Source organism: Mesorhizobium sp. C264A (assembly GCF_040324515.1).
GTDB lineage: Bacteria > Pseudomonadota > Alphaproteobacteria > Rhizobiales > Rhizobiaceae > Mesorhizobium.
In genome coordinates this window covers 1047136-1067478 of the sequence record NZ_JAMYVY010000001.1, presented here as the reverse complement: position 1 = coordinate 1067478, position 20343 = coordinate 1047136, and the positions used below count along the sequence as shown (strand labels likewise).

Below are 20343 nucleotides of genomic sequence, written 5' to 3'. Positions count from 1 at the left end.
ACTTATTCGCTGTTTTCAGCGTAACGCGATAGCGCCGTCGTGAAATCCAGGGCGGTGCTGTCGGCCCTTTCATTCATCGTCACCAGGTCACCCGACGACTGCGGATTGCCGATCTGCTCCAGCATGACGCGAAAGCGGTCATTGGTCAGCGCCGACTTTGCGGTATTCCGGGCTGCGTCGACGTCATCCATGATGCGCCTGGATTCTGGCGACAGCGTTCCCGACGCCTGCGTGTGTCTCACCGCCGGCGTCGTGTTTCCAATGTTCATGATCTGCAATTCCCGGCTCCCCAAGCCCAGTCCCGACCCCATGCAATAATAGCAGGGCATTGCGATGACGTTCCGGAAAAGCCGCGCAATTTAACGATCAGGCGGATCATCTGTGCGCTTCGGATCAATCGATCCGAAAAAAGGCCGGCAGGGTTTCCCCCGCCGGCCTGCCTCACCCGCCCGTAGCCGGTTCCCCGTATCAGAACGACCCCCGTCTGAAAGGAACCGGCTGTATTGCCACTACCGGTTACCGCCGAGCGCCGAGGCAAGGCGCACAAGCGAAAGGAACTCGGACCTGTACCCAAACGGGTCGGCTCCTCGGGCGGCGGTGGCAATCTCCATGATCTTGTCGTAGCCGAACTTCGCGGTCGCATCCTCGTCGCGCAGCTTCTGGCCGAAGGCGGCGACAGCGATGGAGAAACGCTGGTCGGTGCTGGCCTGGTCGAAGGACGCGACCTCGTTGGCCGACGTCACCGGCGTGGTGATCAGCTTCGAGACGTCTTCGTTCGGCAGCTTGTAGCGGATTTTCACGAAGGCATATTCGTCGGCATTGGCGACACCGCCATTGTTGACCGTCGCCTGGCCGTAGCGCAGCGGATCCATCTGCTCGCCGCCACTGCCCTTCGGCGTGATCTCGTAGATGGCGGTCACCGAATGACCGGAGCCGATATCGCCGGCATCGACGCGATCATTGTTGAAGTCCTCGCGGTTCAAGGCGCGGGTTTCATAGCCGATCAGCCGGTACTCCGAGACCTTGTCCGGATTGAACTCGACCTGGACCTTGACGTCCTTGGCGATGGTGAACAGCGTCGAGGAAGCATCCTCGACCAGAACCTTCTCGGCCTCGGCCAGCGTGTCGATATAGGCGGCGGTGCCGTTGCCGTTCTGGGCGATGGTCTGCATCATCTGGTCGTTCAGATTGCCGCGTCCAAAGCCGAACACCGACAGGAAGACGCCGGTCTTGCGCTCCTGCTCGATCAGTCGCTTCAGATCGTCGTCATCGGTCTGGCCGACATTGAAGTCGCCGTCCGTGGCCAGCATCACACGGTTGATGCCGTCCTTGACGAAGGACTGCTGGGCAAGCTTGTAGGCTTCCTTGATACCCGCCTCGCCGGCCGTCGAGCCGCCCGGCTGCAGATTGTCGATAGCGTTGAGGATCTTGTCCTTCTCGGTGACCTTGGTCGGCATCAGCACGGTGCCGGCGTCACCGGCATAGGTGACGATCGAGATGGTGTCGTCCGCCTTGAGCTTGCTGACCAGCAGCCGGAAAGCCGACTTGAGCAGCGGCAGCTTGTCCGGCTCATCCATCGAACCCGAGACGTCGATCAGGAACACCAGATTGGCCTTCGGCTGCTCGACCGGCTTGATGTCGAAGCCCTTGATGGCGACGTGCATCAGCTTGGTGTGCCCGTTCCACGGCGTCGGCATGACGCTTACGGTCGAGTTGAACGGCGTCGAAGCCGAGTCCGGACCCTTCCAGTCATAGGGGAAGTAATTGACCATCTCCTCGACGCGCACCGTGTCGGCCTGCGGCAGGTAGCCCTGCTTCAGCGAGCCGCGGACGAAGGAATAGGAAGCGGTGTCGACGTCGATCGAGAAGGTCGAGACCGGATCCTGAAGGGCTGCATGCACCGGATTGGTCTTGAAATCCTCGACGCGGTCGCGGTTTGGCTCCTGCGGCGCTATCTGGTCGGCCGGCATCGTCGAAGGCTGCGCCAGGTACTTGGACTCGGTCGCGCCGGCCATGCGGTCGACCCGCGCGCCGCCGGCCGGAGCAGCGGTGCCGTCAAGCGAAAACTCGCGGCTCCCAACTGGCGCAGGCTCGGCCAACACGCCGCGCCCCAGCGCATCCTGCTGCGCAGGGGCGACAGCAACGGTCGATTCGGGCTTCGGCGGCGCGGGCGGCGTAAGCGTCGTAGTGGTGTCGCGGCTTCGCACATCGGCGTCGGCCTTCTTGTCGCCTTCAGGCGCCTGCTTTTCTTTTACCGGCGCGTTGATCGCCGGCCCATTGGTTGCCGGCTTGTCGGCCAGCGTCTCAGTGATCTTCTCGTCGCTACCGAACGGCAACGGCTGTTCCCTCAGGATGTGGAAGGTGGCGTATCCGGCGATCGGCAGGGCGACGAGCCCGGCAATGGCTGGCGTGGCGATGAGTTTCTTTTGCATGATCTCGCTCCAGAGCTTTTGTGCTCGCTCTGTGAGACGAAGCCCGCCGACCGATCCTTGGGTGACGGCAGAAATATTTTCCTGATCATAGGCGCGCATGGCGGCTTCGAAGGCGCGTGTCTTCGCGCTCTCGCCCGGCGCCGGTACTGCTGCGTCGCGCAGCCTGTTGAGTTCGTTGTCGTCGACCATGGTCACACTTCCCCGGCTGAACGCATCAACGTCTTCAGCCGTTTCTTCGCTTCATGGATGTGCCAGGAAACCGTCGTCTCCGAGATTGCCATCGCCTCGGCGGCGGCCGCATGGCTCAAACCTTCGCCATAGACCAGAAGTACTGCATCGCGCTGCTTGTCCGGCAATTGCCGCACCGCTGCCCAGAGCGCCTCAGTCGGATCTTCGGGCTCGGCGGATGCCTCTCCCGATATCATGCTGTAGGCGCCGAAAGCCTCGGTCTTGACGTTTTCGCGCGTCGTCTTGCGCATCATGTCGCGCGCCGCGTTCAGCGTCACGGAATAGAGCCATGTCGTAAACGCGCCGCCGCCGCGGTAGTCGCGGATCGCCTTGCCGAGACGGACACAGACCTCCTGGGCGATGTCTTCGGCATCGGCCTTCTTTCCGCACCAGCGATAGGCGGCGCGATAGACGAAGTCGTAGTGCCGCTCCAGCAATTTGCCGAAGGCACCCCTGTCTCCGCCCTTCGCCCGCCCGATCAATTCGGCGTCGGAGGCTTCGCTTTCATCCAGCATCATCGCCATCATTTGCCTGTTGGACGAAGGCTAATGGCCAATCCTTGGGGTTATGGAAAGATTTTTTTCCGAGGCGACGGATGCACGCGCAACAGGTGCGCTGAGATTCAGGTGAGGCCGAGCCGAAAACGATGGATTTCGAGAACCGGAGTGGAGCGTACTTTTGGTACGCGAGCACCGGAAGCACTGAAAGCCGTCGTTTGCAGGCCGGCCTCACCTGAATATCAGCACACCTGGCCCGAGGCCCAGCCGGACGACCAAGCCCACTGAAAATTATAGCCGCCCAGCCAGCCCGTGACATCGACGACTTCGCCGATGAAAAACAGCCCCGGCACGGATTTCGCCTGCATCGTCTTCTGATCGAGCCCGTTGGTATCGACACCGCCAAGCGTCACTTCCGCCGTGCGGTAACCCTCGGAGCCGGCCGGCTTGATGCGCCAGTCGTTGACGGCGGCTTCGACGGTTTTCATTTGCAGGTCTGTCAAATCAGCGAGATTGCCATCGATCCCACTGCGCTCGGCGACTGCTTGCGCAAGGCGCTTCGGCAAATGGTTTGCAAGCACCGTCTGCACCGCTTGCCTGCCGTTGACGCGCCGGGCGGCGCGAAGCAGTTCCGCCACATCCCTCCCCGGCAGCATGGCGATGCGGATCTCGTCGCCCTCGCGCCAATAGGACGATATTTGCAGGATGGAAGGCCCGCTCAAGCCGCGATGCGTAAACAGCATCGCTTCTGAAAACCGCGTCTTGCCGCAGGCGACTTCGGCATCGACGGCATTGCCGGCCAAAGGCGCCAGCCGCTCCAGCGTTCTTGCGTCGAAGGTAAGCGGCACCAGCGCCGGCCGTGTTTCCACCACCGCAAGGCCGAATTGCGCCGCAAGCTCGTAGCCGAAACCGGACGCGCCCATTTTGGGGATCGACTTGCCCCCGCAAGCCACGACTAACGAGCTGCAAGCGACGCTGCCAGCGGAGAGCGTCAGCACAAACCCGTCCGCGGTCTTGCTGACGTTCCTCACCTCGGTCGACAACGCCAGTTCCACACCCCAATCCTGCATGTCGGAAACCAGCATGTCGATGACCTGGCGCGCCGAGCCGTCGCAAAACAGCTGTCCCAGCGTCTTCTCGTGATAGGCAATGCCATGGCGTTCGACGAGCGCGATGAAGTCGCCTTGCGTGTAGCGGCTGAGCGCCGAAATGCAGAAATGCGGATTGCCGGAGATGAAATTCTTCGGGCTGGTGTGGATGTTGGTGAAATTGCAGCGGCCACCGCCGGAGATGCGGATCTTCTCGCCGGGCTTTGCCGCGTGATCGAGCACCAGGACCGAGCGGCCGCGCTTGCCCGCCTCGATGGCGCACATCATTCCGGCCGCACCGGCGCCGATCACCACGACATCATAGGATTGCATCAGGCTGTTCGTTCCCGCTCGACTGGCGCTGTTTTAACAGGCCGCGCCAATCGTGCAGTCTCTACCCGTTCGTTGCGACTTCAGGCAACGCCTCGTTAGATCAGCGTCTCGGCGAACAGCGTCGTCAGTCGCTTCCAATGACGTTCGGCGCCGGCCGCGTTGAAGACGCTGTGGTCCGACACGCACCAGCCATGCGCCATGCCGGCATAGTTTTCGATGGCGTGGTCGACCTCCGCCACGCGCAGCGCCTCGACCAGCCGCGCCGACTGCTCCGGCGGAAAGCTGCGGTCGACGCCCGATGTCCCGACATAGACGCGCGCCTTGATCATTGCGGCCTTGCGGTGCGGGCTGTCGGCGGCATCGCTGGCCAGATTGCCGCCATGGAAGCTCGCCGCCGCCACGATGCGATCGGGATAGGTTGCAGCCGCATTCAAAGCCCGCGCCCCGCCCATGCAGTAACCGACGACACCGACCGGTCCGGTGACACCTTCAGCGGTAAGCGTGTCGAGGAACGCCCTGCTGTCGCGGATGGTCATGTCCTGTGTCGTGCCGTGGACCAACGCCGTCAGCGCGACCTTGGTCTCCTCGACGACGAAAGCGGTCTTGGGCTCGAACGGCCCGTAGGGTGCTTTGCGATAGAAAAGATCCGGCACCAGCACGGCATAGCCCTCGCCTGCCAGCCGTTCCGCCATTGCGTCGAGCGCCGGTCGCGGACCGAAAGCGTCCATATAGAGAATGATGCCGGCCCTGGACGAGGAAGCGGTCGCCGAGCGGAACAGCCCGGCTTTCGCCACGCCGTCCCCGGTCTTGATCTCAATGTCCTGCTTCGCCATGGCCCGCTCCGTTAAATGTCGTGCGATACATATAAGCAGGCACCGTCAGGGCAAGCCGTTCCCTGACAATCCCGTTCAACACTTTGTGCGGGCTTTCGACCCGGCTACAGGCCGGCAAACGCCGTCATGTGAAAGGCCTGAACCTCAGGCGGATAGCGATGGGCCGTGCCATACGGACAGGCGTTGCGGTCGAGGCAGCCGCCGCCGCGGCATGGTTCGCCCTTCGATCCCCGCACATGCGCCAGGCAAGCCTGATGAGCGAAACCATCCGCGGAATAGGCGTCAACCGGACAGGATTTCAGGCAAGGTTTTGCAACACAGGCGTCGCAAAGGTGAATCGCTTCGCGACGTTCAGGAAGCGCGATCTCATCCTCGAACAGCAACGCGCCGCGATAGGCATGCCAGAGCCCGTACTGCGGATGCATCAGGATGCCCAGCGGCGACGGTCTCAGCCCCTCCGCTCGCATCGCCCATTGCTGGAACGGCAGATAAGGTCTGTCCGAAGGCGAAACGGCGCGCGCGCCGAATTTCTCCGCCACCGCACCGATCACTGCGCGCGACCATGTGTCGAGCGGATTAGCAATGGTTTGCGGTTGCCGGTCGCGCCAGCGCAGGAAATGCGGCCAGGGTGCCGCTCCCGCCTGCCCCACCAACAGCACGGATTTGGCGGGGGCAACTGAAGGGCCATGCGGCGGCGTTTCGCTTGTTGCGAAATTGAAGCCGCCGCGCAGCATGAGGCCGTCGGCGGAAAGCGCGGCCGCTATCTCGTCAGCCCGGCGCCGCGCAATCATCCCTTCTTGTCCGGGTCGGAGAAAGCGCTCCGCCAGACTTCCTTGTGGATGATGTTGGCGACTTTAGCCCCGCCTGACTCGGGCTCCTTTCAGGTGAAGGCGTCAGCCATCGACGCCTTCTTCGTCGCGATGTAGTCCTTCAGCCCGTCGTCGATGCCCGGATCGAGATACGGCGCCTCATAGGTCTCCAGCCAGCGGCGGGCGAGTTCGTTGGCGCGCTGCGGCGCTGTCTTCTCGCCCTCGGCCAGCCACTGCTCGTAGGAATTGTTGTCGGCGATGCTGGAGCGGTAGAAGGCGGTCTGGAAATTGGCCTGGGTGTGGTCGCAGCCGAGATAGTGGCTGCCCGGGCCGACCTGGCGGATGGCGTCCATCGCCTGGCCGTTTTCCGAGAGGTCGACGCCTTCGGAAAACTTTTGCGTCATGCCGAGCTGATCGATGTCCATCATGAATTTTTCGTAGCAGGACGCCAGTCCGCCTTCGAGCCAGCCGGCCGAATGCAGGACGAAATTGGTGCCGGCAAGAATGGTCGAGTTGAGCGTGTTGGCGCTCTCGTAGGCGGCCTGCGCATCCGGAACCTTGGAGGCGCAGAGCGAGCCGCCGGTGCGGAACGGCAGACCGAGCCGGCGGGCAAGCTGTGCGGCGCCGTAGGAAACCAGCGACGGCTCCGGTGTGCCGAAGGTCGGCGCACCAGACTGCATGGAGATCGACGAGGCGAAGGTGCCGAACAGCACCGGCGCGCCGGGACGGATCAACTGCGTGAAAGAGGCGCCGGCCAGCACCTCTGCCAGAACCTGCGTCAGCGTGCCGGCCACCGTGACCGGGCTCATCGCGCCGGCAAGGATGAACGGCGTGACGATGCAAGCCTGGTTGTGACGCGAATAAACCTTCAGCGCGCCCAGCATGGTTTCGTCGAACACCATCGGCGAATTGGCGTTGATCAGGCTGGTCAGCACGGTGTTGTTTTCGACGAAATCGTCGCCGAACACGATCTTGGCCATGGCGACGGTGTCTTCGGCCCGCTCTGGCGCCGTCACCGAACCCATGAACGGTTTGTCAGAATATTTGATGTGGCTGTAGATCATGTCGAGATGGCGTTTGTTGACCGGCACGTCGACCGGCTCGCAAACCGTGCCGCCCGAATGGTGAATCGACGGCGCCATATAGGCGAGCTTCACGAAATTCCGGAAATCCTCGATCGTCGCGTAGCGCCTGACACCGTCGAGATCGCGCACGAAGGGCGGACCATAGACCGGCGCGAAGACCGTGGCGTTGCCGCCGATCTGCACCGAACGTTCGGCGTTGCGCGCATGCTGGGTGTAGATGGGCGGCGCGGTCTTCAGCAGCGAGCGGCAGAGGCCCTTGGGAAAATGCACGCGCTCGCCCTTGACGTCGGCGCCCGCCTCTTTCCAAAGCTGCAGCGCCTCGGCGTCGTCGCGAAAGATGATGCCGATCTCTTCCAGCACCGTATCGGTGTTGTTTTCGATAATCGCCAGGCCTTCCTCGTTGAGGACCTCATAGATGTTGATCTTGCGCTTGATATAGGTGAGCTGGGTGCCCGGTCCGCCGCCCGAGCGCGCCGCCCGCCTTGCAGCCGCGCCGCCGCTGGCAGCACGTCCACGTCGCGCATTGGACGCTTCCTGGTCGACTGACGCGTTTTCACTCATGATCGTTTTTCCCTAAAAACCGTTTGCGGCCGCGTAGGCGGCTTCTCGCCCGGATCGTAGCCATGCACCCTATTCGAAACGGCCCGCCAGCGCCAACGCCTGTCGCAAAATCGACAAGAATTCCAATAGATTTGCGGTCGCTTTCCTTTTGCGGGAAGTCGCAAATCAGCTATGGATACCTGCCCCCGCCGGGTTAGGTATTGACGCGATTATTTTAAGCCGCCGTGATCGCATCCGCGCGGCAAGGAGCCCGAGAAAAATGGCCGACGACGAGATCATCCTCTCCGAGCTTTCCGACGACGAGTTGGTGCAGCAGATGCACGACGATCTCTATGACGGACTGAAGGAAGAGATCGAGGAAGGCACCAACATCCTGCTCGAGCGCGGCTGGGTGCCCTACAAGGTGCTGACCGAAGCTCTGGTCGAAGGCATGCGCATCGTCGGCGAGGACTTTCGCGACGGCATCCTGTTCGTTCCCGAGGTGCTGCTGTCGGCCAACGCGATGAAAGCCGGCATGTTCATCCTGCGCCCGCTGCTGGCCGCCACCGGCGCGCCGAAGCAGGGCAAGATGGTGATCGGCACCGTCAAGGGCGACATCCACGACATCGGCAAGAACCTCGTCGGCATGATGATGGAAGGTGCCGGCTTCGACGTCATCGATCTCGGCATCAACAATGCGGTGGAAAAATACCTCGACGCCATCGAGCAGCACCAGCCCGACATTATCGGCATGTCGGCGCTTTTGACCACGACCATGCCTTACATGAAGGTCGTCATCGACACGATGAAGGAAAAGGGCATCCGCGACGACTATGTCGTCCTGGTCGGCGGCGCGCCGCTAAACGAGGAATTCGGCAAGGCCGTCGGCGCCGATGCCTATTGCCGCGACGCGGCTGTGGCGGTCGAGACCGCCAAGGACTTCATGAAGCGCAAGCATAACGTGCGCGCTTCAGCCTGATCTGTTACGCAAGGCGTCTGGGCCACAATCGAAAGCCGCGCCTTGCAGCGCGGCTTTTTTGTTCCAGCTATTGGAACGGATGGCTGCGTCAGGGTTTGGTGACGGTGTCGTCGACGGCTTTCGCAGTCGATTTGATATCCCGGCCGACACCACGGACGGTGTTGGCACAGGCCGTAAGCGCCAGGATGCAGGCAAGGATTGCAATCGGCGCAACGCGTAACAGTTTCATGGACGGTTTATCCCTCTCTCGATAGATTCGCCCCACAGCAACGAAGGCCGCTTCGACCGGGTTCCATGGCCAGAATGCAAAAAACGAAACCGAATCAGGACGACAGGCTGCTAGTCATCGCCTGCGGAATGATTGCGCGCGAAGTTTTGGCCGTCAAGGAGCAGCTCAAGCTCGACCATCTCGACCTGACCTGCCTGCCGGCGGAGTTCCATTTCTACCCCGACCGCATCGCACCGGCGATGGACAAGGCGATCGAAAAGGCCAAGGCGGAAGGCTATAGCAACATCTTCGTCGGCTATGCCGATTGCGGTACCGGCGGCATGCTCGACCGGGTCCTGGAGAAGCACGGCGTCGAGCGCATGGCCGGGCCGCACTGCTTTGCCTTCTACCAGGGCATGGACGCCTATGCGAAGGTCGCCGACGACGACATGATGTCGTTCTACATGACCGATTTCCTGTGCCGCCAGTTCGACGCCTTCTTCATGAAGCCGCTCGGCCTCGACAAGCACCCGGAGCTGATCAAGGACTATTTCGGCAACTACCAGAAGCTGATCTACATCGCCCAGACCGACGATCCGGAACTCGACAAGGTCGCCGAGAAGGCCGCGAAGATGCTTGGCCTCGCCTATGAGCGCCGCTCGACGGGCTATGGCGACCTGACGGCCGGACTGGCGCAGGCCGCCGCCCACGCCTGAAGCGGTTCTTGAGCCGGGACGCTGTCGAGAACAGATGACAGGCCGCCGCGAATGGTTAAGTTGTGAGCCAAAAGCAAACAGGCTGATTCAGCCATCCGAACACGGAACGTCCCGATGACCCCTCGCGTCCTGCTTGCCGCCCTTGGCCTCCTCTGCCTCGTCTTGCCCGCTCGCGCCGACGGCGAGGTGCAGAAGATCATCACGCCTGCCGACAAGGTTCGCCTCGACAAATATGGCGAGACCCGCAAGGCGGCGCTGGCCGAGGCAAAAGCGGGAGACCCGGCTGAGGTCAGCCAACTCGACGCGCTGCTGGCAAAGCCGATAGTGGCCTTTTCCGACAAGGACCTGAGCGGCAACTGGCAATGCCGAACCATCAAGGTGGGCCTGACCGGCCCGCTGGTCATCTATGGCTGGTTCAAGTGCAAGGTCACGGACGATGGCTCCGGCTGGCAGCTGGAAAAGGTCAGCGGCTCGCAACGCACCAAGGGCCGTTTCTTCGACGATGGCGAAAAACGCGCGATCTATCTCGGCTCCGGCTATGTCAATGACAACAAGCCAAAACCCTATGGCAGCGGCCCGGAAAGCGACCAGGTCGGCTATGCCTTCCGCACCAGCGCCAATGAATGGCGCATCGAATTCCCGGCGCCCTACTACGAATCGAAACTCGACATCATCGAGTTCAAGCGCTGATCCGTTGGTCTCTCGCTGGCCGGGCGGTCATCAAGATTTAACCTCGCCCGGCACAGAATTGAGCCGGGCAGCGCACGGCAAATGGTTGCGCGCCGGCAAGAAAGCGTGCCATGGCATCAGCGGTTGAAAAAAGTGCTGCGATCGTCATCGTCACCGAAGGCGGACCGCACATCTGGGCAATCGTCAACGCCATCGCCGACCAGTTCGGTCCTGTCAGCGTCATCCTCGAAAGCCCTGAATCCAAAAAACAATTGCTGCTCGGCCGGGCGCGCCGCCAGGGCTTGTTTTCGGCCATCGGTCAACTCGGCACGATGGTGTTGACGAGGCTCGGCAAGCGCTTCTTCGCTGGCCACGCAGAGCGGCTCATCGCCGATCAGAAGCTTGAGACCGAGCCGAAGCCGGGACAAAAGATCATCCACGTCTCCTCCGCCAACGCAGCCGATTGCCTGCAGGCGATCGCCGACATCCGCCCGGGCGTGGTGCTGCTCGCGGGCTGCCGGCTCTTGTCCCGGCAGACGCTGGCGCAAATGCCCTGCCCGGTGCTCAACTACCACGCCGGCATCGCGCCCAAATACCGCGGCATGAATGGCGGCTACTGGGCGCTGGCCTCCGGCGATCTCCAGAATTTCGGCACCACCGTGCATCTGGTCGACGCCGGCGTCGATACCGGCGGCGTGTTGAAACAGGCGCGCGGCAAGCCGGAGCCCGGCGACACTATTTCGAGCTATGCGTTGCGCCAGGCGGCGTTCTCGCGTGACATCTGCGTCGAGGCGGTCCGCGGTGCCTTGGACGGCAAGCTTGTCACGATCGACCCCGGCCTGCCGTCGAAACAATGGTACCATCCGACGATCTGGTTCTATCTCTGGACCGGCCTGACCAAGCGGGTTTGGTAGCCAGCCTTCCCTCGGAATCTCGCCTTTCTTTTTGCGACGTCCAATAGCGTCGCTTTTGAATGCGCGCGCGTCGTCCCATAACAAGCAGCCCCACTGCGCATCCGGCAATGCTCGCACCTGCTGGACAAAGTGGTGGAGCGTCGTTTCCCTCATGGACGCACGGCGCTCTACAGGGAGTGAGAGAATTCATGGCCGATCTGATCGTCGTCTATTGGCGCGACATCCCCGCCCAGGTCATCGTCAAGAAGGGCCGGCAGAACGCCAAGCGCGAACTGCCGCTGCGCTTCACCGAGGCGATCGATATGTGCGCCATGCGCACCGGCGCCGGCGGCACCGACGATTACCTCGCCGAATGGCGCAAGGCCGATCCGATCCCGGTCGGCGACGACCTCGAAGCCGAGGTCGAGAAGGCATTCAGCGACATCGACGCGAAATACGACCGCGAGCGGCTGGTCGCTCTGGTCAAGGCGGGCGGGAAAGAAAATGTCTGAAACGACTCCCGGCAAAGGGGGCCCGGCGGTGACCCAGGCCACGCAGGTCAAGAAGGCAGCGCCGAAATCCGACTACAAGCCGGCCGACGTATCGCCGCAGCGGCGCGTGCAGCGCTCGTTTGCGATCAGGCTGTGGTCGATCCGCCATTCGCGATTGCTCGAATGGTTCTACTCCAGATTCGCAGACATGTTCCTGCTGCTCCATCCGCTGTGGAAAGGCCTTGGCTACGGCCGCGTCGAAGCGCCGATCAAGTTCGTTGAAAAACGCGTAAAAGGCTTCATGTTCGACTGCCGCATGTGCGGTCAGTGCATATTGTCCTCGACCGGCATGTCGTGCCCGATGAACTGCCCCAAGCAGCTGCGCAACGGCCCGTGTGGCGGCGTGCGCGCCAACGGCAATTGCGAGGTCGAGCCCGACATGCCTTGCGTCTGGGTCAAGGCCTGGGAAGGTTCGCGGAACATGGAGCATGGCGACAAGATCCTGACCGTTCAGAAGCCCGTAGACCAGTCGCTGCGCGAAACCTCGGCCTGGCTGCGGGTGACGGCCCAGTCGGCAGCGGCCCGTGAAGCAGCGGCCAAAGCCAACACTGGAGCGGCCGCGTGATCGGCCGCCAGCGCGACGAAAACCCGGCCGGCATCCATCTGCCGCTCGATCCGCTGCCCGGCCACTCCTCGCGTGGCCGGCTGGAGCGTGTGCTGAGGCGCGGCGAATTCGCCGTCACCACCGAGCTCAACCCGCCCGACAGCGCCGATCCCGAAGACGTCTATAACCGCGCGAAAATCTTCGACGGCTGGGTCGACGCCATCAATGCCGTCGATGCCTCCGGCGCCAACTGCCACATGTCTTCGGTCGGCATTTGCGCGCTGCTCACCCGCATGGGCTACGCGCCGATCATGCAGATCGCCTGCCGCGACAGGAACCGCATCGCCATCCAGGGCGACGTGCTGGGCGGTGCCGCCATGGGGGTCGCCAACATGCTGTGCCTCACCGGCGACGGCGTCCAGGCCGGCGACCAGCCCGGCGCCAAGCCTGTCTTCGACCTCGATTCCATGTCGTTGCTGGAAACCTGCCGCATCATGCGCGACAACGGCAAGTTCCTGTCCGGCCGCAAGTTGACGACGCCGCCGCAAATTTTCCTCGGCGCCGCCGTCAACCCCTTCGCGCCACCCTTCGATTTCCGCCCGATCCATCTCGGCAAAAAGATCGCCGCCGGCGCGCAGTTCGTGCAGACGCAATACTGCTTCGACGTGCCGATGTTCAGAACCTTCATGCAGAGGGCGCGGGACTTGGGGCATACGGAAAAAGTTTTCATCCTGTGCGGCGTCGGCCCGCTGGCTTCGGCCAAGACGGCCAAATGGATCCGCTCCAACGTGCCCGGCATCCATATTCCCGATGCCATCATCAAGCGGCTGGAAGGTGCGCAGGACCAGAAGAAGGAAGGCAAGCAGCTCTGCACCGACATCATCAACGAGGTGAAGGAAATTCCTGGTGTCTCCGGCATCCATGTGATGGCCTACCGCCAGGAGGAATATGTCGCCGAGATCGTCGATGAATCGGGCGTGCTGAAAGGCCGCCAGCCATGGAAACGCGAGATCCGCCACGACGATCAGATGGTCGCCGACCGGCTCGAGAGCATACTGCACGACGACATTACCGAAACGCAGGTGGATATGGTGAAGACCGCGCACTGACAGCGCGGACGGCCAGCCATTCGCTTGAATGAAACCAGACAACGATATAAAGAAATCTTTATATCAGGCGGAGAGACTTCATGACCCGGACCATCGTCGCCTCGGCGACACGAGAGATCATCATCGGCTTCGACCAGCCTTTCTGCGTCATCGGCGAGCGCATCAACCCGACCGGCCGCAAGAAGCTGGCCGCCGAGATGATCGCCGGCAATTTCGAGACCGTCATCAAGGATGCGCTGGAACAGGCCGCCTGCGGCGCCACCATGCTCGACGTCAATGCCGGCGTCACCTCCGTTAATCCGAACGAAACCGAACCCGGCCTGCTGGTGCAGACGCTGGAGATCGTCCAGGGCCTGGTCGACCTGCCGCTGTCGATCGACTCGTCGGTCACCGCCGCCATCGAGGCAGCGCTCAAGGTCGCCAAGGGCCGCCCGCTGGTCAACTCCGTGACCGGCGAAGAGGAAAAGCTCGAAGCCATCCTGCCGCTGGTCAAGAAGTACAACGTTCCGGTCGTCGCGATCTCCAACGACGAGACCGGCATTTCGATGGATCCGGATGTGCGCTTCGCCGTCGCCAAGAAGATCGTGCAGCGCTGCGCCGATTTCGGCATTCCGGCGCATGACGTCGTCGTCGACCCGCTGGTGATGCCGATCGGCGCGCTCGGCGATGCCGGCCGCCAGGTCTTCGCGTTGCTGCGCCGTCTGCGCGAAGAGCTCAAGGTCAACACCACTTGCGGCCTGTCCAACATTTCGTTCGGCCTGCCGCACCGCCACGGCATCAACGCTGCCTTCATCCCGATGGTGATCGGCGCCGGTATGACGAGCGCTATCATGAACCCGGTGCGCCCGCAGGAAATGGAAGCCGTGCGCGGCGCCAATGTGCTCAACGGCACCGACGAGAACTGCACCAACTGGATCCGCACCTACAAGGATTACAAACCGGCCGAAGGCGGCCAGGCGGTCGCAGCGCCCACCGCCGTTAACGCTCCGGGCGAAGGCGGCGGCAATGGCGGTCGCCGTCGCGGCGGCCGTGAAGCCCGCATGGCCAGGGGATAAGCGCGCAATCGTGAACTCGCCTGCAAACATTACCGATCCGCTCGTGCTGTTCATGCCGTCAGGCAAACGCGGGCGGTTTCCCGTCGGCACACCGGTGCTCGATGCCGCACGTCAGCTCGGCGTCTATGTCGAGAGCGTCTGCGGTGGCCGCGCCACCTGCGGTCGCTGCCAGATCGAAGTGCAGGAAGGCAATTTCGCCAAGCACAAGATCGTCTCGTCCAACGACCACATCTCGCCCAAGGGCGCCAAGGAAGAGCGCTATGAGCGCGTCCGCGGCCTGCCCGAGCGGCGCCGCCTGTCCTGCTCGGCGCAGATTCTCGGCGACCTCGTCATCGACGTGCCGCAGGACACGGTCATCAACGCCCAGACCATCCGCAAGGATGCCGACACGCGCGTCATCGCCCGCGATGCGGCGATCCGCATGTGCTATGTCGAGATCGAAGAGCCCGACATGCACAAGCCGCTGGGCGATCTCGACCGCCTCAAGATCGCCTTGATGAAGGATTGGGGCTTTAAAAACCTCGAATTCGACTTCTACCTGATGCCGCAGATGCAAGGCATACTGCGCAAGGGTAACTGGACCGCGACCGCGGCCATCCACAAGGATGCCGAAAGCGACATCGCCCGCGTCATAGCACTCTGGCCCGGCCTCAAGAACGAGGCCTATGGACTGGCCTGCGACATCGGCTCGACCACCATCGCCATGCATCTGGTGTCGTTGCTGTCGGGCCGCGTCGCCGCTTCGTCGGGCACCTCCAACCCGCAGATCCGCTTCGGCGAGGATCTGATGAGCCGCGTCTCCTATGTGATGATGAACCCGGACGGCCGCGAAGGCATGACGGTCGCCGTGCGCGAGGCGATCTCGGGCCTGGTCGACAAGGTCTGCGCGGAAGGCAATGTCCAGCGCAACGACATCCTGGATTCCGTCTTTGTCGGCAATCCGATCATGCACCATCTGTTCCTCGGCATCGATCCGACCGAACTCGGCGGCGCGCCCTTCGCACTCGCCGTCTCGGGCGCGGTGCGCATCAAGGCCTCCGATATCGGCCTGAAGCTCAACCAGGGCGCCCGCCTCTATATGCTGCCTTGCATTGCCGGCCATGTCGGCGCCGACGCCGCAGCCGTGACGCTGTCGGAAGGCCCGCATCGCCAGGACGAGATGATGCTGATCGTCGACGTCGGCACCAATGCCGAGATCGTGCTTGGCAACCGCAAGCGGGTGGTCGCAGCCTCCTCGCCCACCGGTCCCGCCTTCGAGGGCGCGGAAATCTCCGGCGGCCAGCGCGCTGCCCCCGGTGCAATCGAGCGCGTGCGCATCGACCCCGATACGCTGGAGCCGAAATACCGCGTCATCGGCTCTGAACTCTGGTCCGACGACCCCGGCTTCCTGGATAGCGTGCAGGCGACCGGCGTCACCGGCATTTGCGGCTCCGGCATCATCGAGATCGTGGCCGAAATGTACCTCGCCGGCATCATCTCCGAGGATGGCGTCATCGACGGGTCGCTGGCCGAGCGGTCGCCGCGCATCACGGTCAACGGCCGCACCTTCTCTTATGTCTTGAAGGAAGGCGAACCCAAGATCACCATCACGCAGACCGACGTGCGCGCCATCCAGCTTGCCAAGGCGGCGCTCTATGCCGGCACCAAGCTTCTGATGGAAAAGCAGAACACCGAACACGTCGACCGCATCCATTTCGCCGGCGCCTTCGGCTCGTTCATCGATCCGAAATACGCCATGGTGCTTGGGCTGATCCCGGACTGCGACCTCGACAAGGTCTCGGCCGTCGGCAACGCCGCCGGTGCCGGCGCGCGGATGGCGCTGCTCAACCGCGGCTATCGCCGCGAGATCGAGGACACGGTCAGCCACATCGAGAAGATCGAGACCGCACTGGAGCCGAAATTCCAGGAGCATTTCGTCTACGCCATGGCGCTTCCCAACAAGGTCGATCCATTCCCGAAACTGTCGGCGGCGGTGAAATTGCCGCCACGCAAGACCGTCAGCGAGGATGGCGTCGCCGGCGACGCCGCCCCGCGCCGGCGTTCGCGCGAAGGCCATGCCGCCAGGCGCAGCCGGGAATAAGCCGCCTTACGAAGGCCGCCAATTCGACCAATTTCATTTGTATGCAAATGTTTCCAGATCGCACCGATCTGGAAACCGAGCCGCTGTTTTGGCGCAATACGTCCGATACAGACGTGAAGCATTTAACGGACATCGAATGGCGGACCGGACTATTCCGCCGCCACAATCCTCCAAAGGAGAATAGAGATGTTCGAGACCCTCGGCCGTTTTCGTGCGGCCATGAAGAATGCACAGGCCGTGCGCGCCATGAACAACCTGCCACCCGAAATCCAGAAGGACATCGGCTGGCCCGTGTCGCCGCGCATCGACGCCCAGACCAACCTGTCGCGCCTGATCCTGGGCTCGGGCCGCTGATGACCTTCGCCGACAAGTGCAAATTGCTGACTAAGCGCCGGGGCCGCCGCATGGTCCCGGCTGCGACCGACATCAAGCTGCGCGCCGCGCTGCTGCCCCGGCGCTGAGCCGCGCTGCCCAGAGCCGCGGACGTGGCTGATCAAACAACCGTGTTGGCTTGGGCCAGAATCTTGACATTTCGGCTGGAGGTACGATCTTCGAGATAGTGGGGAATTCTCTTAGTCGGCTGCTGCCGAGCTTGTGTATTCGAATGCCCAGTTTCAAAAGCCACCTCGTTTCCTTCATCCTCCGGCACAGCCGCAAGAAGGCATTTGCCAGCCCGGAAAACCTGCAGCGCTGGATCGCCTATGCCCGCAAGACCGAGGATCATCATCCCCCGGCATTGCTGCGGGAGCGGCTCGATATCACCGAGCGCAGCGTCGATGGCTTTCCCGTCTACGAGATCGCGCCGAAGGCGGGCGAACGCAGGCGCATCCTCTACATGCATGGCGGCGCCTATGTCTTCCAGATCACATCCTATCATTGGGGGTTGATCGCCGAGATGGCCGAGCGCTTGGGTTTCGGCATCACCGTGCCGATCTATCCCATCGCGCCGGAGCATGATTTCCACGCCATGTTCGGCATGGTCGGCGACGTCTACCGGCAGATGCTGGATGAGACCGACGCTGAAGACATCGTCTTCATGGGCGATTCCGCGGGCGGCAACATGGCCGTCGTGCTGACCATGATGGCGGCTGAGGAAGGCCTGCCCTTGCCGTCGCGCCACGTGCTGATTTCACCCGGCCTCGACATGTCGCTGTCCAACCCCGAAGTGTTCGAGGCGGAACGCAAAGATCCGTGGCTCGGCATTTCCGGCGGGCTGGAAGCGATCCGCATGTACAGTGCCGGCATCGATCGCAGGGACTGGCATATCAGTCCGCTCTATGGCGACCTCTCGGTGCTGCCGCAGACCCTGCTTCTGACCGGCTCGCACGACCTGCTCAGCCCCGACAATCTGATCTTCGCCAAAAAGGCACGCGCTGCCGGCGTCAACGTCGAGGTCGTCTACGGGGAAGGCATGTTCCACGTCTGGCCGCTGATCGAGATGCCGGAGGCGCGTCGCGCCAGGGACAGCATCGTCGCCTTCCTTGAAGGTGAGCCCACCAAGCGGCACGCAAGTGCGCGGCGCAGAGCGCGACCCGCTCTCGCGGCGCGCCCCGCCCAAGCAGCGGAATAGCAGAGCAATTCCAGGAAAAGTGTAAAACGGTTTTCCCGGGAAAGCGTGTAGCGCTTTCCCTTGGGAATTGCGTCAAAACAGGAGTTTGAGCGGCTCGCCGTTTCCGTGAAACGGTGAACCGCTCTAGAACTTGCCGGTTTCGCGAAACAGCTCGAACGTCGCGCGGATATGGTCGGCGACGGCCTTGACCGGCGCACTGGCGTCGGGCGACACCACCATCGCCAGATTGTAGGTGCCGATATCGGGCATGCCGTCCTTCGGGCAAAGCTCGACCATGTCGTTGCCCAGGAACGACTTCGGCAACGGCGCAACCGCGAGATCCGACATGATGGCGGCGCGCTGGCCGGCCGTGTGGGCGCTCATATAGGCGATGCGGTAATTGCGGCCTTCACGGCTCAGCGCATCGAGCGCGCCGGCCCGCCAGGCGCAGCCCTCTTCCCACAGCGACACCGGCAAAGGCTCGCGCAGATGCGCGCTGCCGCCCTTGGCGCCGGCCCAGACGATCGGCTCGGTGAGCAGCACCTCGGCGCCGAGCGCGCTGGTCTTGTAGGAATTGGTGAGCAGCGTGATGTCGAGCGCCCGGTCGTCCATGCGACGGCGCAGATTGCTGCTCTGGTCGATGGTGACGTCGACGGCGATCGACGGATGCGACTGCGCGAAACGCTTCAGCACATGCGGCAACACGCGCTCGCCATAATCGTCCGGCGATCCCAACCGCACCACGCCGACGATCTCGGGGATGATGAACTTCGACACCACCTCGCGGTTGATCGACAGCAGCCGGCGGGCATAACCGAGCAGCATCTCGCCATCGGTGGTCAGCGTCACCGAGCGCGCATCGCGCGCGAAGACTGAGCGCCCGAGAATGTCCTCGAGCTTCTTGATCTGCATGGAGACCGCCGACGGCGTGCGGAACACCGCATTGGCCGCCGTGGTGAAACTGCCGGTCTCGGCAATGGCCACGAAGGTGCGCAAAACGTCGAGATCGAGCAGCGGCAGCGGATGATTGAGTGGGGCGTTCATCGGGATCGACCTTCAATTTTTCTGATGTGAAGCATCATTCCATTTCGTTTGATTGAACATCAGATTGGGATGATAGTCAACTCCATCGAAGGCAGGACGTGCCATGGCTCCAACGCTCCTGACACGGAATTGCACTCGATGCGGAATATCCAGGCGACGGAACGCGTTCATGCGGGACGTGCCACAACCAAAGGAGAATGAAATGTCTATCCTGTCATCCATCGGTCGGCTTGCGACCGAGTTCAGCGCGGCCCGCGCCCGCTTCCAGACCGAACGTGCGATCCGCTCGCTGCCGATCGAACTGCAGAAGGATATCGGCTGGCCTGAAGCTGCCGACACCAAGACCGGTGCACGCCACGGCGTCGGATCCTGGGCTGGAGCAAAGTAAACCATTGTGTACCATGTGCTGAAGGCCTGCCGCGCAGACCAGCCCGGCAGGCCTTCTCTATTTGCCCCGCAGGCTTCTCCAACTTATTTGCATTCAAATGATTTTCAGAGCCGTGTCGCCGCTGCATGGCGCATATGCGTCACTTGCATGGCGCCTCAATGTCGCCGGTAACACGCTGTAAGTAATCGCAAATTTTGGGCACCATGCCCAATAATGTCGCAACCGATGTCGCATTTCCATTCAAGCGCTTCGCATTTGCGATTTAGTTTCTGCTCACGCAGGCCTATATCAACGCCAGCAAACGAGCTGCCCCACTCCATCAAGCGAAGGCGACCCGTCTGAGCAACCGATAGGAGATGATGATGAAGCTTTTTGCCCGCCTCTTTGCCCGCCGCGAAATGAACCTGACGACCGCTCTCGAGCGCCAGCGCCTTGCCAACACCATGCCCGGCCAGACCGGCGCCATGAATGCGGTGCGCCTCGGTTTCGTTGCCTGAGATAACGGCTAGCGCTCAGCGCTTCCCTGCCGCTGCCGATAGTCGATAACAGCGCCGCTTCGGTTTGACCGAAGCGGCGTTTCTCGTTTTTGGCACCTATGCCGCCACCACCATGCCCAATCCGTCGGCAGCCCGTCCCTGTCATCCCGGACGATTGCCCATTTGCGACCCATGTCGCAAATATAGTTTCCGCTTAGCCCCCTAGCCAATTGACAG

General features: G+C 62.5%; 22 protein-coding genes. 13 read left to right on the top strand and 9 right to left on the bottom strand.

Annotation, left to right across the window (positions count from 1 at the left end; all coding sequences use genetic code 11):
- Positions 1-2 precede the first annotated feature (2 nt).
- The 7 genes from NKL04_RS05170 to NKL04_RS05140 form a co-directional block, all read right to left on the bottom strand.
- Positions 3-269 carry a hypothetical protein gene (locus NKL04_RS05170; RefSeq protein ID WP_023700321.1) on the bottom strand — a complete coding sequence of 89 codons (267 nt, stop codon included), beginning with the start codon at positions 267-269 and terminating at the stop codon, positions 3-5.
- 240 nt (positions 270-509) lie between these two features.
- Positions 510-2621 carry a vWA domain-containing protein gene (locus NKL04_RS05165; protein ID WP_023700322.1) on the bottom strand — a complete coding sequence of 704 codons (2112 nt, stop codon included), beginning with the start codon at positions 2619-2621 and terminating at the stop codon, positions 510-512.
- Between the two features lie 2 nt (positions 2622-2623).
- Complete coding sequence (locus NKL04_RS05160) at positions 2624-3184, bottom strand: RNA polymerase sigma factor (protein ID WP_023696454.1); 561 nt, start codon at positions 3182-3184, stop codon at positions 2624-2626.
- 215 nt (positions 3185-3399) lie between these two features.
- Positions 3400-4578, bottom strand: coding sequence for a BaiN/RdsA family NAD(P)/FAD-dependent oxidoreductase (locus NKL04_RS05155; RefSeq protein WP_023700323.1), 1179 nt, complete (start codon positions 4576-4578; stop codon positions 3400-3402).
- 95 nt (positions 4579-4673) lie between these two features.
- Positions 4674-5411 carry a dienelactone hydrolase family protein gene (locus NKL04_RS05150; RefSeq protein WP_023691017.1) on the bottom strand — a complete coding sequence of 246 codons (738 nt, stop codon included), beginning with the start codon at positions 5409-5411 and terminating at the stop codon, positions 4674-4676.
- A 104-nt stretch (positions 5412-5515) separates the two neighbouring features.
- Positions 5516-6202 (bottom strand): hypothetical protein, encoded by a 687-nt coding sequence (locus NKL04_RS05145; protein ID WP_023700324.1) that lies wholly within the window; start codon positions 6200-6202, stop codon positions 5516-5518.
- A gap of 89 nt (positions 6203-6291) precedes the next feature.
- The gene (locus NKL04_RS05140; protein WP_023670403.1) at positions 6292-7866 is read right to left on the bottom strand and encodes a trimethylamine methyltransferase family protein; all 1575 of its coding nucleotides are present in this window, start codon (positions 7864-7866) and stop codon (positions 6292-6294) included.
- A 259-nt stretch (positions 7867-8125) separates the two neighbouring features.
- On the opposite strand from NKL04_RS05140, the gene NKL04_RS05135 reads away from it, so the two are divergent.
- Positions 8126-8824 carry a cobalamin B12-binding domain-containing protein gene (locus NKL04_RS05135; RefSeq protein ID WP_023688118.1) on the top strand — a complete coding sequence of 233 codons (699 nt, stop codon included), beginning with the start codon at positions 8126-8128 and terminating at the stop codon, positions 8822-8824.
- Positions 8825-8912: 88 nt separating this feature from the next.
- On the opposite strand, the gene NKL04_RS05130 is transcribed toward NKL04_RS05135, so the two are convergent.
- Positions 8913-9053 carry an entericidin A/B family lipoprotein gene (locus NKL04_RS05130; protein WP_023688117.1) on the bottom strand — a complete coding sequence of 47 codons (141 nt, stop codon included), beginning with the start codon at positions 9051-9053 and terminating at the stop codon, positions 8913-8915.
- 65 nt (positions 9054-9118) lie between these two features.
- Here NKL04_RS05130 and NKL04_RS05125 point away from each other — a divergent pair, with 65 nt between their 5' ends.
- The 10 genes from NKL04_RS05125 (at position 9119) to NKL04_RS05080 (ending at position 18219) form a co-directional block, all read left to right on the top strand.
- Entirely contained in the window at positions 9119-9748 is a 630-nt protein-coding gene (locus tag NKL04_RS05125) for a DUF1638 domain-containing protein (RefSeq protein WP_023691015.1), read from the top strand.
- A 114-nt stretch (positions 9749-9862) separates the two neighbouring features.
- Complete coding sequence (locus tag NKL04_RS05120; protein ID WP_023700325.1) at positions 9863-10438, top strand: DUF4893 domain-containing protein; 576 nt, start codon at positions 9863-9865, stop codon at positions 10436-10438.
- Positions 10439-10548: 110 nt separating this feature from the next.
- Positions 10549-11331, top strand: coding sequence for a formyl transferase (locus NKL04_RS05115; RefSeq protein WP_023700326.1), 783 nt, complete (start codon positions 10549-10551; stop codon positions 11329-11331).
- 188 nt (positions 11332-11519) lie between these two features.
- The gene (locus NKL04_RS05110; RefSeq protein WP_023670397.1) at positions 11520-11822 is read left to right on the top strand and encodes a virulence factor; all 303 of its coding nucleotides are present in this window, start codon (positions 11520-11522) and stop codon (positions 11820-11822) included.
- The gene (locus NKL04_RS05105) at positions 11815-12426 is read left to right on the top strand and encodes a methylenetetrahydrofolate reductase C-terminal domain-containing protein (RefSeq protein ID WP_023700327.1); all 612 of its coding nucleotides are present in this window, start codon (positions 11815-11817) and stop codon (positions 12424-12426) included. Before NKL04_RS05110 ends, NKL04_RS05105 begins: the two co-directional genes overlap by 8 nt.
- The gene (locus NKL04_RS05100) at positions 12423-13514 is read left to right on the top strand and encodes a methylenetetrahydrofolate reductase (RefSeq protein ID WP_023681780.1); all 1092 of its coding nucleotides are present in this window, start codon (positions 12423-12425) and stop codon (positions 13512-13514) included. The genes NKL04_RS05105 and NKL04_RS05100 overlap by 4 nt, the downstream gene beginning before the upstream one ends.
- Before the next feature lie 80 nt (positions 13515-13594).
- Entirely contained in the window at positions 13595-14569 is a 975-nt protein-coding gene (locus NKL04_RS05095) for a methyltetrahydrofolate cobalamin methyltransferase (RefSeq protein WP_023670394.1), read from the top strand.
- Positions 14520-16649: an ASKHA domain-containing protein gene (locus tag NKL04_RS05090; RefSeq protein ID WP_032997224.1), complete on the top strand. Its 2130-nt coding sequence runs from the start codon at positions 14520-14522 to the stop codon at positions 16647-16649. Before NKL04_RS05095 ends, NKL04_RS05090 begins: the two co-directional genes overlap by 50 nt.
- A gap of 186 nt (positions 16650-16835) precedes the next feature.
- Complete coding sequence (locus tag NKL04_RS05085; RefSeq protein ID WP_196813564.1) at positions 16836-17003, top strand: hypothetical protein; 168 nt, start codon at positions 16836-16838, stop codon at positions 17001-17003.
- Between the two features lie 250 nt (positions 17004-17253).
- Entirely contained in the window at positions 17254-18219 is a 966-nt protein-coding gene (locus NKL04_RS05080; protein WP_023700330.1) for an alpha/beta hydrolase, read from the top strand.
- A 123-nt stretch (positions 18220-18342) separates the two neighbouring features.
- On the opposite strand, the gene NKL04_RS05075 is transcribed toward NKL04_RS05080, so the two are convergent.
- On the bottom strand, positions 18343-19242 hold the full coding sequence (locus tag NKL04_RS05075; RefSeq protein WP_023670389.1) for a LysR substrate-binding domain-containing protein: 900 nt from the start codon (positions 19240-19242) through the stop codon (positions 18343-18345).
- A gap of 202 nt (positions 19243-19444) precedes the next feature.
- On the opposite strand from NKL04_RS05075, the gene NKL04_RS05070 reads away from it, so the two are divergent.
- Positions 19445-19630 carry a hypothetical protein gene (locus NKL04_RS05070; protein ID WP_023700331.1) on the top strand — a complete coding sequence of 62 codons (186 nt, stop codon included), beginning with the start codon at positions 19445-19447 and terminating at the stop codon, positions 19628-19630.
- Positions 19631-19992: 362 nt separating this feature from the next.
- A complete protein-coding gene (locus NKL04_RS05065; protein WP_023681787.1) occupies positions 19993-20127 on the top strand; it encodes a hypothetical protein in 135 nt (44 codons plus the stop codon).
- Positions 20128-20343: the final 216 nt, after the last annotated feature.